Source organism: Salmonella sp. SAL03688 (assembly GCF_046551895.1).
GTDB classification, from domain to species: domain Bacteria; phylum Pseudomonadota; class Gammaproteobacteria; order Enterobacterales; family Enterobacteriaceae; genus Salmonella; species Salmonella enterica.
The window spans coordinates 116,359-130,773 of record NZ_JBGDVI010000012.1; the positions used below are offsets into that span (position 1 = coordinate 116,359).

Genomic DNA, 14,415 nt, shown 5'->3' on the forward strand with positions numbered 1-14,415 from the left:
CCTTAATCAATCTCGTTGGGATCAAGAGCGCCAGGGATGTTTTTAATCTCTTCCCAGCGTTCTCCCTGCAGGCGATAACCTGTTGCCGGACCGGCATAGTCATTGACGTCATTAACCGCAGAGAGCACTTGTCCGTCGCCGACGATAATGGCGGAGGTGTGCAAATAGTCGCCGGTTAGCTTGGCTTTCTGGATGTTGAGCATGTCCTGGGCCACGTCGGTAAACCCGCCCTGCGCCAGCGCTTTAACGACTTCCAGACCGTTGCGGTTTTTATTGATGATTTCCTGGGCGAACTTGATGTCTTCGACGATGTTACGCTCCGGCATATCTTTCGAACCGTGGGCATAGGTCGCGGCTTCAACTTCTTCATCGGTAATCGGCGGTAGTCCCATTCCGGCAAACACGGCCTGCAGCGCGCGGGCGGCTTTGTTACGGATGGCGATAACGTCCTCTTCGCGAACCGGGCGCAGACCACCGTCCACTTTCAGGTCACGCTGGATAACGTTGTAGTCGTCAAAGTCTTCCGCATCTTCGTTGGAACCGGCGAACATGTTGTCGTAGTTCGGCACCGCGGAATAACCAGAGGAGATAAAGTCGGTACCCGGCAGGAACTGCATCAGCAGGCGCGCGGTACGACGCATATCGGAGTGGGTGAAGGTCTGGTCGTTACTGGAAGCGCATTCCAGATCCAGCGACGAGCAGATCAGGTTTTCCGCCAGCACGGCACGAATGCCTGACGGCACGGCAGACGGTACGCCGATACAGCTTACGGAGCCGTTTTGCAGCCCCTGAACGCCCGCGGCTTTGGTGATATAGATGCAGCGCGCTTCCAGATACAGCATGGATTTGCCTTCGGCGTAGCCCATCTGCACTTCGGAGCCGGAACCGGAGGTGAAGCGCATTTTCAGGCCGCGAGAGGCGTAGGAAGAGGCTAAGAAGCCTTTCGACCATGGCGTATCGTCACCATCGGTGAAGACCGGCTCGGTGCCGTAAACGGAGATGGTTTCGGCGTAGCAGGTGTGGCCCAGCATGCCGAGCTTCAGCTCGGTGGCTTCTTCCAGGGAGCACTGCGTCAGTACGCCCGGACGACCTACCTGAGAACCGACCAACAGCGCGATGGCGTTGAACGGCGCGTAGCGCGCTACCGCAACCGTGGTTTCTTGTTCGTCAAACCCGCGCCATGCGCCTTCGGCGGCATCGGCGGCAATTTGCACCGGGTTGTCTTTAACGTTGGTGACGTGCGCCTGCTGAGATGGCGTGCGGCGGGCGCGCATTTTCTGCATCGCCATCATCATCTCAACCACGTTCATATGCGAAACCACTTCAACAATTTTCGCCGGGGTCATGGCGGTGGTCAGCGGAACGATTTCGCTGCGCTTGACGTTAGGATCGCACAGCATATTGGCAAGCTTGACCGAATCCATCGCCATCACTTCTTCGGCGCGGTTCAGGTTGATGCCGTAGCGGGCGATAAAGTGGTCGATCAGGTCGAATTCGCTAACCGGTTTTCCGTCCAGCTCGGTTACCGCGCCGTTAACGATTTTTATCGACGGTTTTGGGTCGTTCGGGCTTTCCATTGAGATAAAGCCTTCTTCGATCCACTCCTTAACAAAGCCGTCCTGATTCACAGGGCGTTTCGCCAGTGCTTCAAATCTTTTCGATCTCATGAATCAGCCTCGTGGGTATCAGATGTAGGACGGGCGATCGTTTTTCGGTTCAGAACCGAGGGTCGCAAGGACGGTTTTGCCGATTTCGCGGGCGGAGGTCACCGCCTGACGGACCGCGCCGGAGTCGCCGGAAATCACCAGAATGGCTTCGTTACTAAAGCTGGTGCCGTGCGCCGGAGAGCTGTACGCCACGACTTCAACGTTGGCTGACTTCAGGGCGGTATCGGCCATCAGTACGCCGACGGAAGCCGGAGCGCCGACGATGACGCCGCAGGCACGGCCAATCGGCGCGCCGAACGCTTTTTCCAGCGCGTAGCTGGCGCGAGCGGTGTACTGCAGCTCGATATGCCCGGCTTCGTTGCCGTAAACATCACCGAAGGTGCGGTCCAGCTCTTTCAGCGCGACTTCGATACCGCGCTTGACGTCGGATACATCGTTACCGCCTAAAATAATCAGCGAACCGTGGCCCGCTCCGCCTTTGGTATCGCGCGGCAGCTCAATGCTGACCACTTCGGTGTTGGTGGCTTTCACCGCTTCGTCCGCCGCCATAATGTGCGGGCCTGCGCCGGTGCGGGCGCCGAGAATGCCGATGGAACGATAGCGCTTCTCAAGCTTCATCGCGTCCAGCAGGGCGGTATCGACGTTGGCGATAACCAGGCCCAGGGTATCGCCAATGGCGGTCCCGACAAATTCCGTTAAACTGCAGCTTTTTTCTGCCATAGCCGTCTCTCGTATAGGTTGGGGTTGACCAGGGATGGCCTGTTGTTCCGGCGTTGCCACACGGGCAATCACCTGCGCCATGATCTGTTCCACCAGCTCATTGCTGCTCATTGGCTAATTCCCTTCGGTAAGATTTTTTCTACATCGGTGTGAGGGCGTGGGATGACGTGTACGGCTTTCACTTCACCCACGTTGCGTGCGGCTGCGGCACCTGCATCGGTGGCCGCTTTGACCGCGCCAACATCGCCGCGCACGATGACGGTTACCAGCCCGGAGCCAATCTTTTCATAGCCCACTAACATCACATTGGCTGACTTAACCATTGCATCAGCGGCCTCTATGGCTGCGGTTAAGCCTTTGGTTTCTACCATTCCTAGTGCTTCTTGTTGCATAAAGACCTCGCATGGAGTGTTCCGATAGTTGGGACTATAAGAAGATGCGAGGAAAAAGAATGGCTGACTTGCTATTGAGCATCAGAAAATAATGGGAAAGCAATATGACTAAATTGTCTTTTGCTTTTTTAACTTATTGATAAATTACATTTAATTTATTATTGTCTATATGATTATTTTGTTTTTATTATTTCATTTTTACATTTTTGTTAGTGACGAGAGTATTTTTATTTGATATGGCGAAAGACGCAAAATGTGATGCTTATTCGAAATTGATAAGTTGGCTTGTGCAATATTTTATTATTTCCACAGGCGTATTTTATAGCTCAAATTTCCCGTGTGATGGGCTGATAAAAATATCGGAAAAGCAAAATTTTGCTATCGCAACACGATTTTTCCGGAAGGCAGGCCCGCAGGTTGCCAACAATTTACAGGCGGCACTTTTTATAGTGAGGTTAGCTGTACACTACCGCCAGCCGAAACTTGCGCTGGCCAGGACACGAACTTTGCTCAGAAGGTGTCACATGAATGATTCTCTAAAGGCGCAATGTGGTGCGGAATTTTTAGGCACCGGACTCTTTTTGTTTTTTGGTATCGGTTGTTTGAGCGCGCTCAAAGTCGCAGGCGCCAGCCTCGGATTATGGGAGATTTGCATTATTTGGGGGCTTGGGATTTCACTGGCCGTTTACCTTACGGCCGGAATCTCCGGCGGACATCTTAACCCTGCGGTGACGATTGCGCTGTGGCTCTTTGCCTGCTTTCCCAAACAGAAAGTATTGCCTTATATTATTGCCCAGTTTGCTGGCGCTTTTGGCGGCGCTCTGCTGGCATATGTGCTTTATAGTAGCCTTTTTACTGAATTTGAGACTGCGCATCATATGGTGCGCGGTAGCGTCGAAAGTTTGCAATTAGCCAGCATTTTCAGTACCTATCCGGCCGCAGCGCTAAATGTATGGCAGGCTGCGTTGGTGGAAGTGGTCATTACGTCGATTCTGATGGGCATGATCATGGCATTGACGGATGATGGCAATGGCATTCCTAAAGGGCCGCTTGCGCCTTTGCTTATTGGGATATTGGTTGCCGTTATCGGCGCGTCTACTGGACCCCTTACCGGTTTTGCAATGAACCCGGCGCGTGATTTCGGTCCCAAACTGTTCACATGGTTAGCGGGGTGGGGGAACATGGCGATGAGCGGTGGGCGAGAGATCCCTTATTTTATCGTGCCGATTGTCGCGCCTGTTATCGGCGCCTGTGCCGGAGCAGCCATATATCGCTATTTTATTGGTAAGAATTTACCTTGTAACCGCTGTGAACTGTAAGAAAATGCGAACCAGATTCACAGCAATGATGTATCGTAAAAACAGGTGAGATAATTTCGTGATCTGCTTTCACGAACTGATCAAAACGTCTCCCAGCAATGGGAGACTTTTGATATTGTCATTGTACTTTTTATCAGGGCCAGGATAATGCTAATAAAAAGTGAATGTAAATAATGTGTTTTGTTTATAACAATAAATTAACTGAGGGGTTTTATCATGATTTCTGCGAGCGCTCTGAACTCAGAACTCATTAATAAAATCGCACAGGATTTTGCACAAGCCACCGGTCTGGCGGTTGTGGTTGTCAATATTCATGGTGATGAAATATCTGAGCTATTCAATTTCACGCCGTTTTGTCAGTTGATGCGGCAGCATCCCCAGCATAGTACACGTTGTCGTATGAGCGATCGCTGCGGGGGACTGGAGGCATCGAAGTCCGATCAACCCTGTATTTATCGTTGTCATGCCGGTCTAACGGATTTTTCTATTCCGCTGGTAATCGCAGGGCATTTAGTTGGCTTTGTTTTATGCGGGCAGGTTCGTTTAAGTAATGACGTGGAGCTGGTAAACATTCTTAATGTCGACGATCGCTGGCAGGCTGACCCTGAGCTCTTGAATGAATTTCGGAATGTGCCAGAGATGGACTATTCACGCGTTATCGCTTCCGCCGATCTTCTTAAACTGATTGTTGAGAATTGCCTGAAAAAACAGCTCAATTTCGTGGTTATCAAAGACAATCCGCAGCAATCGGAGGCAAATAAAACCACTCGTGGCCCCACTCCGCATGACAGTAAAATGAAAAAAGCGCTTCGCTATATTGATGCGCATTTGTCCGACGATCTTCGTCTTGAGGATGTCGCCTCACATGTCTATCTCAGCCCCTATTACTTCAGTAAACTATTCAAGAAATATCAGGGAATCGGATTTAATGCGTGGGTAAACCGCCAGAGAATGGTTAGCGCCAGAGAATTGCTTTGCCATAGTGACTGGAGTATTGCCAGTATTGCGCGTAATTTAGGCTTTTCGCAAACCAGCTATTTTTGCAAAGTCTTCCGCCAGACCTATCAGGTTACGCCGCAGGCTTATCGCCAGCAGATAAATGAGAATTCTCATCCTCCATCGTTATGAATAGCAATATTTTGCTATTGCCGATTTTTGATAGTCTTTTGTATCTTAATCATTTCAGAAAGAAAATTTATCTGGTGTAACAATAAATTGTCATAGCGCAACAAAATAATAAAATTTAGGGCATAAACTGCACCAGTTTTTATTTTTGTGATGAAGTACAGTGTCAGGAAAGATAAGTTTTATTACGCTTTGTCGATACGTTTTATCGTCAATATACCGATAAGGATGAGTAGATTAACGTCAGATGAGCAACCGCTCAGGCTATTGCTCACAGAAATGTAAAACGTAGCACATTATTAATTGCCGTTATGGGTGTGCCGTACAGCCATAACGTAAACCAACAGGTTTGCCACATTTGTGGTAGGGAAGGGGGTGAAAATCCCCCGCAGCCCCCGCTGCTGTGATGCTGACGACCCCGTAAAGACCACTGATCGCAAGATTGGGAAGGACGGGCGAGGAGGACGCTAAGCCAGAAGACCTGCCTGTCGGTGATAACCAACAACTTCGGTGGGAAGTGGGTTGCGAAGACGCGTACAGTCGAAAGACTGAACATGCGCGTACCTGTATACCCCTACCACCCTGAACAGGATCAGGGTAATGGCGGCAAGGCATCACGCATTTATTCTTGCAGGCACAGGAAGCGGTTGCGGCAAAACCACGGTGACGCTTGGTTTGTTGAGGCTGCTGCAAAAACGCGCGCTGCGCGTACAGCCGTTTAAAGTTGGGCCAGATTACCTTGATACCGGCTGGCATACCGCTATCTGTGGCGTGGCGTCCCGTAATCTTGACAGTTTCATGCTTCCTCCTCCTGTTCTCAACGCCTTATTTTGCGAACAAATGCGGCAGGCGGATATCGCTGTCATTGAAGGGGTCATGGGGCTGTATGACGGCTATGGCGTCGACCCCAATTACTGCAGCACAGCCGCGATGGCCAAACAGCTTGGTTGCCCGGTCATCCTACTGGTGGACGGCAAGGCTGTTTCAACGTCGCTTGCGGCTACCGTTATGGGATTTCAGCACTTCGACCCGACCCTCAACCTCGCGGGCGTGATTGTGAATCGCGTCACTAGCGACGCCCACTATCAGCTCCTCAAAAATGCCATTGAACATTATTGCTCACTGCCGGTACTGGGGTATGTCCCTCCTTGCGACGGCGTCGCATTACCTGAACGCCACCTGGGGTTGATTACCGCCAGAGAATCCCTCGTCAATCAGCAATCATGGCATGATTTTGCCGCCTCGCTGGAACAAACAGTGGATGTGGATGCGCTACTCTCGCTGAGCGTGTTATCAGCGCTTCCGACGGGAATGTGGCCTGAACGCCCCGATAACACAGCGGGGGCAGGGCTGACGCTTGCTCTGGCGGATGATGAGGCCTTTAACTTTTATTACCCCGATAACATCGATTTGCTGGAGCGTGCCGGCGTTAACATTGTGCGTTTTAGCCCACTGCATGACCGCGCATTGCCTGATTGCCAGATGATCTGGCTGGGCGGTGGATATCCTGAATTATACGCCGCGGATCTGGCGGCAAATACGGCGATGTTAAAACATTTGCGGGCGGCGCATCAGCGCGGCGTGGCGATTTACGCGGAGTGTGGCGGTCTGATGTATTTGGGGAGCACTCTGGAGGATAGCGGCGGGGAAATTCATCAGATGGCGAATATTATCCCCGGTCACAGCAAAATGGGTAAGCGACTTACCCGCTTTGGTTACTGTGAGGCGCAGGCTATGCAGCCAACGCTATTGGCGGTGCCTGGCGAGATAGTGCGCGGCCATGAATTTCACTACTCAGATTTTATTCCCGAAACACCCGCCGTTATGGCCTGTCGTAAGGTTCGCGATGGCCGCGTGTTACAGGAATGGACTGGCGGCTGGCAGACAGGCAACACGTTTGCCAGCTATCTGCACGTCCATTTCGCCCAGCGTCCGGAAATGTTGCAGCACTGGCTGGCGGCGGCGAGGCGCGTATTATGACGATTCTTGCCTGGTGTATCGCCTGGGTGCTGGATTTTATCATCGGCGACCCTCAACACTGGCCCCATCCGGTACGCTGGATAGGTCGTTTAATCACGTTTGTGCAGCGTATTGTGCGTCGCTATTGTCCCGGCGATAAAGCGCTGCGGATTGGCGGCGGCGTAATGTGGGTTGTGGTTGTCGGGGCGACCTGGGGCGTGGCATGGGGCGTACTGGCGCTGGCGCAGCGGATTCACCCCTGGTTTGGCTGGATCGTTGAAGTCTGGATGATCTTTACCACGCTGGCCGGACGCTCTCTGGCCCGCGCCGCGCAGGAGGTTGAACGACCGTTGCGGGAGAACGACCTTGCGGAAAGCCGAATAAAACTCTCCTGGATCGTCGGGCGCGATACGTCGCAACTTCAGCCAGCGCAGATCAATCGCGCCGTGGTGGAAACGGTTGCAGAAAACACCGTTGACGGCATTATCGCGCCGCTCTTTTTCCTCTTTCTCGGCGGCGCGCCGCTGGCGATGGCCTACAAAGCCGTCAATACCCTGGATTCAATGGTGGGCTACAAACATGAAAAATACCGGGCGATTGGTATGGTCAGCGCCCGTATGGACGACGTAGCGAACTATCTTCCTGCCCGACTGAGCTGGCTGTTGCTGGGCATTGCGGCAGGACTGTGTCGCCTGAGTGGTTGGCGGGCGCTGCGTATTGGCTGGCGTGACCGTTATAACCACAGTAGCCCAAATTGCGCCTGGTCGGAAGCGTGTGTGGCCGGCGCCTTAGGTATCCAGCTCGGTGGCCCAAATAACTACTTTGGCGAGCGTGTGGACAAGCCCTGGATCGGCGACGCGCAGCGCGATATTTCCGTGGACGATATTTCCCGAACGATTCGATTGATGTGGGTCGCTTCAACCCTGGCGCTGGCGCTGTTTATTGCGGCGCGGTGCGGGTTATCTGGCGTGGCCTGAGGACGACAGTATGCATTATATCCAGCAGCCCCAAACCATTGAGGCCAATAGTTTCACCATTATTAGCGACATTATTCGCGAAACGCGTCCTGATTACCGTTTCGCCAGTCCGCTCCATGAGGCCATTATCAAGCGGGTTATTCATACCACCGCCGATTTCGACTGGCTGGACATTTTGTGGTTCTCTGCCGATGCGCTGGAACAGCTTTGTGATGCGCTACGTCAACCTGGCATTATTTATACCGATACCACGATGGCGCTGTCCGGCATTAATAAAAGATTACTGGCGACGTTTGGCGGCGAGTGTCGCTGTTATATCAGCGATCCGCGCGTGGTGCGCGCCGCAAAAACGCAGGGGATTACCCGCTCAATGGCCGCCGTCGATATCGCTATCGCCGAGGAGGAGAAAAACAAGCTCTTTGTTTTCGGTAATGCGCCGACGGCCCTGTTCCGTTTGCTTGAACATAACGTGACGGTGAGCGGCGTGGTGGGCGTACCGGTAGGCTTTGTCGGCGCGGCGGAGTCCAAAGAGGCGCTCACCCATAGCCATTTCCCCGCGGTTGCCGCGTTAGGGCGTAAAGGCGGCAGTAACGTGGCTGCCGCTATCGTCAATGCGCTGCTCTATCACCTCCGGGAGGCCTGATGGGCGAGCTTTCTTTTGACGCGCCGGTCTGGCACCACGGTAAAGCGTTACGTAAAGGATATACCACCGGTTCCTGCGCGACGGCGGCGGCAAAAGTCGCCGCGCTGATGGTATTGCGTCAACATCTGATTCATCAGGTCTCCATCGTCACGCCGTCGGGCGTCACGCTATGCCTGAACGTGGAGTCGCCGCACATTGAAGGCCAGCAGGCGATAGCCGCAATTCGTAAAGATGGTGGCGATGACGTGGATGCCACGCACGGAATGCTGATTTTTGCCCGCGTTACGCTCAACGACAGCGGTGAGATTACGCTCACTGGCGGCGAAGGTATTGGTACGGTAACGCGTAAAGGGATTGGACTACCGCTCGGGAGCGCCGCCATCAATCGTACGCCACGCCATACCATTGAGTCTGCGGTGCGCGAAGCGATAGGCCCGGCGCGTGGGGCCGATGTGGAGATTTTTGCCCCGGAAGGCGAAGTGCGGGCGCAAAAAACGTATAACTCGCGGCTTGGCATTCTTGGCGGCATTTCCATTATTGGCACTACCGGCATTGTGACGCCGATGTCGGAAGAAAGCTGGAAACGCTCGCTATCGCTGGAACTGGAGATCAAACGGGCGTCAGGATTAACGCGAGTGATACTCGTGCCGGGCAACCACGGCGAACGGTTTGTTCGCGAACAAATGGGCGTCGACACACAGGCGGTCGTCACCATGAGCAATTTTGTCGGCTACATGATTGAAGAGGCGGTACGGCTGGGATTTTGCCAGATAGTGCTGGTGGGTCATCCTGGAAAATTGATCAAAATCGCCGCCGGGATCTTTCATACCCATAGCCATATTGCCGATGCGCGCATGGAAACGCTGGTCGCGCATTTAGCTTTACTGGGCGCGCCGCTGGAGTTACTCACCCTGGTCAGCGATTGCGATACCACCGAAGCGGCAATGGAGCACATTGAAGCATATGGCTTCGGGCATATCTATAACCATCTTGCCAGGCGTATTTGTTTGCGAGTCATGCAGATGCTGCGTTTTACCAAAACGCCGCCTGTCTGCGACGCCATCCTGTTTTCTTTTGATAACCATATTCTCGGCAGTAATCGTCCCGTCGACGAGATTGCTAAGGAGCTGCAATGCTAACGGTCGTGGGAATGGGGCCCGCTGGACGGCATTTGATGACGCCTGCGGCGCTGGAAGCGATAGACCACGCCGATGCGCTGGCAGGCGGTAAACGCCATTTGGCGCAGTTTCCGGCGTTTGGCGGCGAACGATTTACGCTGGGCGCGGATATTGGCGCGTTGTTGTCCTGGATTGCCGCCCGTTGGGATAAAGGGATCGTGGTGCTGGCCTCCGGCGATCCGCTGTTTTATGGCATCGGTACACGCCTGGTGGCGCATTTTGGTATCGAACAGGTTCGCATTATCCCTGGCATCAGCGCCGTACAGTATCTGTGCGCACAGGCTGGAATTGATATGAATGACATGTGGTTGACCAGTAGCCACGGTCGTTGCGTCAGCTTCGAGCAGTTGGCGAACCATCGCAAAGTGGCGATGGTCACGGATGCCCGCTGCGGGCCGCGAGAAATCGCGCGGGAGCTGGTCGCGCGCGGTAAAGGGCATCGCTTAATGGTGATTGGTGAAAATCTGGCGATGGAAAATGAGCGGATCCACTGGCTACCCGTCAGTGCGGTCAACGCCGACTATGAAATGAATGCAGTGGTGATCCTGGATGAAAGATGAGCTTTTTCTGCGCGGCGAGAACGTGCCAATGACCAAAGAGGCAGTACGGGCGCTGGCACTGTCGAAACTTGAGCTCCACCGCGCCAGTCACCTGATTGACGTCGGGGCGGGAACGGGAAGCGTCTCAATTGAAGCGGCGCTGCAGTTTCCTTCGTTGCAGGTGACGGCTATCGAGCGTAATCCTGCCGCGCTACGGCTGCTTGATGAGAATCGTCAGCGCTTTGCCTGCGGCAATATCGATATTCTCCCCGGCGAAGCGCCAATGACCATAACCGGGAAAGCCGATGCGGTGTTTATGGGCGGCAGCGGCGGGCATCTGACGGCGCTGATTGACTGGGCGATGGGTCATCTGCATCCCGGTGGCCGTCTGGTGATGACCTTTATCTTGCAGGAAAACCTTCATAGTGCGCTGGCGCATCTTGCGCTCATCGGCGCATGTCGAATGGACTGTGTACAGCTTCAGCTTTCATCGTTAACGCCGCTGGGGGCGGGACACTATTTCAAACCGAACAATCCTGTTTTTGTTATCGCCTGTCAGAAGGAAGAAAACCATGTCAGAGACATTTGATCCACGCTGTGTATGGTTCGTCGGCGCCGGGCCGGGCGATCGCGAGCTGATCACGCTTAAAGGCTACCGCCTGCTGCAACAGGCGCAGATAGTTATCTATGCCGGTTCGCTGATCAATACCGAACTGCTGGATTACTGCCCCGCGCAGGCAGAACGCTATGACAGCGCCGAACTGCATCTTGAGCAGATTATCGAGCTGATGGCGGCGGGCGTGAAAGCGGGAAAAACGGTGGTGCGGTTGCAAACGGGCGATGTCTCGCTGTACGGCTCCGTGCGTGAGCAAGGCGAAGAGTTAACCCGCCGTGGTATCGACTGGCAGGTAGTGCCTGGCGTCAGCGCGTTTCTCGGCGCTGCGGCGGAGCTGGGTGTGGAGTATACCGTACCGGAGGTATCGCAGAGTCTCATTATTACCCGTCTGGAAGGGCGCACGCCAGTACCGGCACGCGAACAACTGGAGGCGTTCGCCAGTCACCAGACGTCAATGGCGATTTATCTTTCCGTTCAGCGTATTCATCGGGTGGCGGAACGTCTCATTGCCGGCGGTTATCCGGCAACTACGCCTGTCGCAGTCATCTATAAGGCTACCTGGCCGGAAAGCCAGACCGTTCGCGGCACGTTAGCGGATATTAGCGACAAAGTACGTGATGCTGGCATCCGTAAGACGGCGCTAATCCTGGTCGGGAATTTTCTGGGTAAGGAGTATCACTACTCAAGACTTTATGCAGCGGACTTTAGCCATGAATACCGTAAAGCCTGAATCTATTGCGTTGTTTTGCCTGACGCCCGGCGGCGTGGCGCTGGCAAAGAGACTCGCCGCGATGCTGCCGTTAACCTGCTTTACCAGTGAAAAACTGCGGGAAGAGGGATTTATTCCCTTCGATGGCGGATTCGCTAATACCGCCCGGCAGGCTTTTACCACTTATACCGCGCTTATTTTTATCGGCGCGACCGGCATTGCCGTTCGTGTCCTGGCGCCGTTAGTGAACGACAAGTTCAGCGATCCGGCGGTGGTCGTCATTGATGAACGTGGTCAGCATGTCATTAGCCTGCTTTCCGGTCATGCGGGCGGGGCCAATGCCTTGACGCGCTACCTGGCAGGAATGTTAGGCGCCGATCCGGTGATTACCACGGCAACGGATGTCAATGAGATGTCCGCGTTGGACACCTTAGCTTTCCAGCTTAACGCCCGCATGACCGATCTTCGCACGGCGGTAAAAACCGTTAACCAGATGTTGGTCAGTCATCAACGTGTAGGGTTATGGTGGGATGCCGAACTAACGGAAGAGATCGGCCAGTGTGATATTCGCGGTTTTATCCCTGTTGATGATTTGCAGCGGTTGCCTGAACTGGATGCGCTTATCTGCGTCTCTTTGCGTAATGACCTCCCTGAGCTTCCCGTACCGCACTGGAAACTGGTGCCCCAGCGCGTGGTGGCGGGAATTGGCTGTCGCCGCGATACGCCATTTCCCCTGTTGGCGACATTACTGGCGCGCCAGCTTGAAGCGCAGAAACTCGATCCGCTGGCGTTAAAAGCGATTGGCAGCGTCACGCTCAAAAAAGGGGAGCCGGGGCTTATTCAGCTCGCCTCCTGCTGCCGCGTGCCTTTTAAAACCTTTACCGCCGAAGCGTTGCGCGAATTCGAACACCATTTTCCCGGTTCTGGCTTCGTCAGAAAAACGGTGGGCGTTGGCAGCGTATCCGGCCCGGCTGCGTGGTTATTAAGCCAGGGACAATTGTTAGGCGAGACCCTGCGCGAACAGGGCGTCACTATTACTTTGGGAGTTTCACACTGATGTTAAGCGTAATCGGAATTGGCCCTGGTTCGCAGGCAATGATGACGATGGAAGCGATTGAGGCGCTTCAGGCGGCGGAAATCGTCGTGGGTTACAAAACCTATACCCATCTGGTTAAAGCATTCACCGGCGACAAACAGGTGATCAAGACTGGCATGTGTAAGGAAATTGAACGCTGCCAGGCGGCTATTGAACTGGCGCAGGCCGGGCATAACGTAGCGCTCATCAGCAGCGGCGACGCCGGTATTTACGGCATGGCGGGGCTGGTGCTGGAACTGGTGAGCAAGCAGAAACTGGACGTCGAGGTGCGGCTCATTCCTGGCATGACCGCCAGCATCGCCGCCGCCTCTTTACTGGGCGCGCCGCTAATGCATGACTTCTGCCATATCAGCCTCAGCGACCTGCTGACCCCGTGGCCGGTAATTGAAAAACGCATCGTTGCCGCCGGAGAGGCAGACTTTGTTATCTGTTTTTACAACCCGCGCAGCCGCGGGCGCGAAGGGCATCTGGCGCGCGCGTTTGACCTGCTTGCCGCCAGTAAAAGCGCGCAAACGCCGGTTGGCGTGGTGAAATCCGCCGGACGTAAGAAAGAGGAAAAATGGCTGACTACGCTCGGCGATATGGATTTTGAACCGGTAGATATGACCAGTCTGGTCATCGTCGGTAATAAAACGACCTATGTTCAGGATGGCCTGATGATCACGCCGCGAGGCTATGTGCTGTGAGCTACGGGGAAGTGCTGGTCATGGGCGGAACCAGCGATGCGCGCGCGTTATGCCGACAACTGGATGCGGCGAACGTCGCGTACACCTTATCCGTGGCGACGCCAGCCGGAAAAGCGCTGGCGGGCGACATTAAAGGACAGGTGCGCTGTGGTCGTCTGGAGTACGGGCAGATGGTCGCCTGGCTAAAAGAAAACCGTACTCGCTGGGTAATAGATGCATCGCATCCTTATGCAGAAATGGTCAGCCATAACCTCCTTCGCGCCTGTGAAACGGCAGGCGTGTTGTTAAGTCGTTATCAGCGTCCGGAGCAGCTTAGCAATCTGACTCATCCGCTTCTCTATACGGCGCGCAGTATTGCCGATGCCTGCGAGATAGCGAGGCGTTTTGGTCCGCGCGTGTTACTGACGACCGGCAGTAAAGATCTGGCCGTCTGGCGTGCCGGGCTGGCGGAAAAAACGTTGCTGGCGCGCGTACTGCCCGTGGCGGAGGTGATTCAACGCTGCAGCGAACTGGGGTTCGGCGTTGGAGAAATTTTCGCACTGTGTGGGCCGTTCAGCGCTGATTTTAACGCCGCGTTTTACCACCAGTGCCGGGCCGACGTAGTCATTACCAAAGCGTCCGGCGCGGAGGGGGGATATCAGGAAAAAGTTCAGCCCTGTCTGGATGCGGGCATTCCCTGCATCGTTATTGCGCGCCCGACGCCGCTTGTGACGGGTGATGAGTTACTGGAAAGCCAGGCCGCCTTTGCGCAGCGTTTATCGCGCTGGCTGGCCGCAGCTAAGGAGTAAA

General features: G+C 54.4%; 15 protein-coding genes and 1 riboswitch. Of the genes, 12 read left to right on the forward strand and 3 right to left on the reverse strand.

The features are described from left to right. Nucleotides 1-2: 2 nt before the first annotated feature. Genes pduC through pduA form a run of 3 tightly spaced genes read right to left on the reverse strand, consistent with a single transcriptional unit; the run spans nt 3 to nt 2,779 of the window. Nucleotides 3-1,667: a propanediol dehydratase large subunit PduC gene (pduC, locus tag ACLJR2_RS14040; RefSeq protein WP_001256920.1), complete on the reverse strand. Its 1,665-nt coding sequence runs from the start codon at nt 1,665-1,667 to the stop codon at nt 3-5. Between the two features lie 18 nt (nt 1,668-1,685). Beyond that, a complete protein-coding gene (pduB, locus tag ACLJR2_RS14045; RefSeq protein WP_000097500.1) occupies nt 1,686-2,498 on the reverse strand; it encodes a propanediol utilization microcompartment protein PduB in 813 nt (270 codons plus the stop codon). Beyond that, nucleotides 2,495-2,779, reverse strand: coding sequence for a propanediol utilization microcompartment protein PduA (gene pduA / locus ACLJR2_RS14050; protein WP_001183618.1), 285 nt, complete (start codon nt 2,777-2,779; stop codon nt 2,495-2,497). The genes pduB and pduA overlap by 4 nt, the downstream gene beginning before the upstream one ends. Nucleotides 2,780-3,303: 524 nt before the next feature. On the opposite strand from pduA, the gene pduF reads away from it, so the two are divergent. The 12 genes from pduF to ACLJR2_RS14110 all read left to right on the forward strand — a co-directional run bounded on the left by pduF (nt 3,304) and on the right by ACLJR2_RS14110 (nt 14,414). Further along, the gene (pduF, locus tag ACLJR2_RS14055) at nt 3,304-4,098 is read left to right on the forward strand and encodes a propanediol diffusion facilitator PduF (RefSeq protein WP_001000023.1); all 795 of its coding nucleotides are present in this window, start codon (nt 3,304-3,306) and stop codon (nt 4,096-4,098) included. Between the two features lie 216 nt (nt 4,099-4,314). Then, nucleotides 4,315-5,226, forward strand: a complete 912-nt coding sequence (gene pocR / locus ACLJR2_RS14060; protein ID WP_000622326.1) for a transcriptional regulator PocR — start codon at nt 4,315-4,317, stop codon at nt 5,224-5,226. Between the two features lie 325 nt (nt 5,227-5,551). Then, a riboswitch (cobalamin riboswitch) is annotated at nt 5,552-5,727 on the forward strand. 96 nt (nt 5,728-5,823) lie between these two features. Further along, nucleotides 5,824-7,203: a cobyrinate a,c-diamide synthase gene (locus ACLJR2_RS14065; RefSeq protein WP_000741257.1), complete on the forward strand. Its 1,380-nt coding sequence runs from the start codon at nt 5,824-5,826 to the stop codon at nt 7,201-7,203. Continuing rightward, nucleotides 7,200-8,159, forward strand: coding sequence for an adenosylcobinamide-phosphate synthase CbiB (gene cbiB / locus ACLJR2_RS14070; protein ID WP_000153644.1), 960 nt, complete (start codon nt 7,200-7,202; stop codon nt 8,157-8,159). Before ACLJR2_RS14065 ends, cbiB begins: the two co-directional genes overlap by 4 nt. A gap of 10 nt (nt 8,160-8,169) precedes the next feature. After that, nucleotides 8,170-8,802 carry a cobalt-precorrin-8 methylmutase gene (locus ACLJR2_RS14075; RefSeq protein ID WP_000558995.1) on the forward strand — a complete coding sequence of 211 codons (633 nt, stop codon included), beginning with the start codon at nt 8,170-8,172 and terminating at the stop codon, nt 8,800-8,802. After that, complete coding sequence (gene cbiD, locus ACLJR2_RS14080) at nt 8,802-9,941, forward strand: cobalt-precorrin-5B (C(1))-methyltransferase CbiD (RefSeq protein WP_000504294.1); 1,140 nt, start codon at nt 8,802-8,804, stop codon at nt 9,939-9,941. Before ACLJR2_RS14075 ends, cbiD begins: the two co-directional genes overlap by 1 nt. Then, nucleotides 9,935-10,540 (forward strand): cobalt-precorrin-7 (C(5))-methyltransferase, encoded by a 606-nt coding sequence (locus ACLJR2_RS14085; protein ID WP_000958841.1) that lies wholly within the window; start codon nt 9,935-9,937, stop codon nt 10,538-10,540. The genes cbiD and ACLJR2_RS14085 overlap by 7 nt, the downstream gene beginning before the upstream one ends. After that, complete coding sequence (locus ACLJR2_RS14090; RefSeq protein ID WP_000650989.1) at nt 10,530-11,108, forward strand: decarboxylating cobalt-precorrin-6B (C(15))-methyltransferase; 579 nt, start codon at nt 10,530-10,532, stop codon at nt 11,106-11,108. Before ACLJR2_RS14085 ends, ACLJR2_RS14090 begins: the two co-directional genes overlap by 11 nt. Further along, entirely contained in the window at nt 11,092-11,865 is a 774-nt protein-coding gene (locus tag ACLJR2_RS14095; RefSeq protein WP_000004859.1) for a cobalt-precorrin-4 methyltransferase, read from the forward strand. Before ACLJR2_RS14090 ends, ACLJR2_RS14095 begins: the two co-directional genes overlap by 17 nt. Then, nucleotides 11,846-12,901 (forward strand): cobalt-precorrin 5A hydrolase, encoded by a 1,056-nt coding sequence (cbiG, locus tag ACLJR2_RS14100; protein WP_001533797.1) that lies wholly within the window; start codon nt 11,846-11,848, stop codon nt 12,899-12,901. Before ACLJR2_RS14095 ends, cbiG begins: the two co-directional genes overlap by 20 nt. After that, nucleotides 12,901-13,626 carry a precorrin-3B C(17)-methyltransferase gene (locus ACLJR2_RS14105; protein WP_000953644.1) on the forward strand — a complete coding sequence of 242 codons (726 nt, stop codon included), beginning with the start codon at nt 12,901-12,903 and terminating at the stop codon, nt 13,624-13,626. The genes cbiG and ACLJR2_RS14105 overlap by 1 nt, the downstream gene beginning before the upstream one ends. Next, nucleotides 13,623-14,414, forward strand: a complete 792-nt coding sequence (locus ACLJR2_RS14110; RefSeq protein WP_000120171.1) for a cobalt-precorrin-6A reductase — start codon at nt 13,623-13,625, stop codon at nt 14,412-14,414. Before ACLJR2_RS14105 ends, ACLJR2_RS14110 begins: the two co-directional genes overlap by 4 nt. Nucleotide 14,415: the final 1 nt, after the last annotated feature.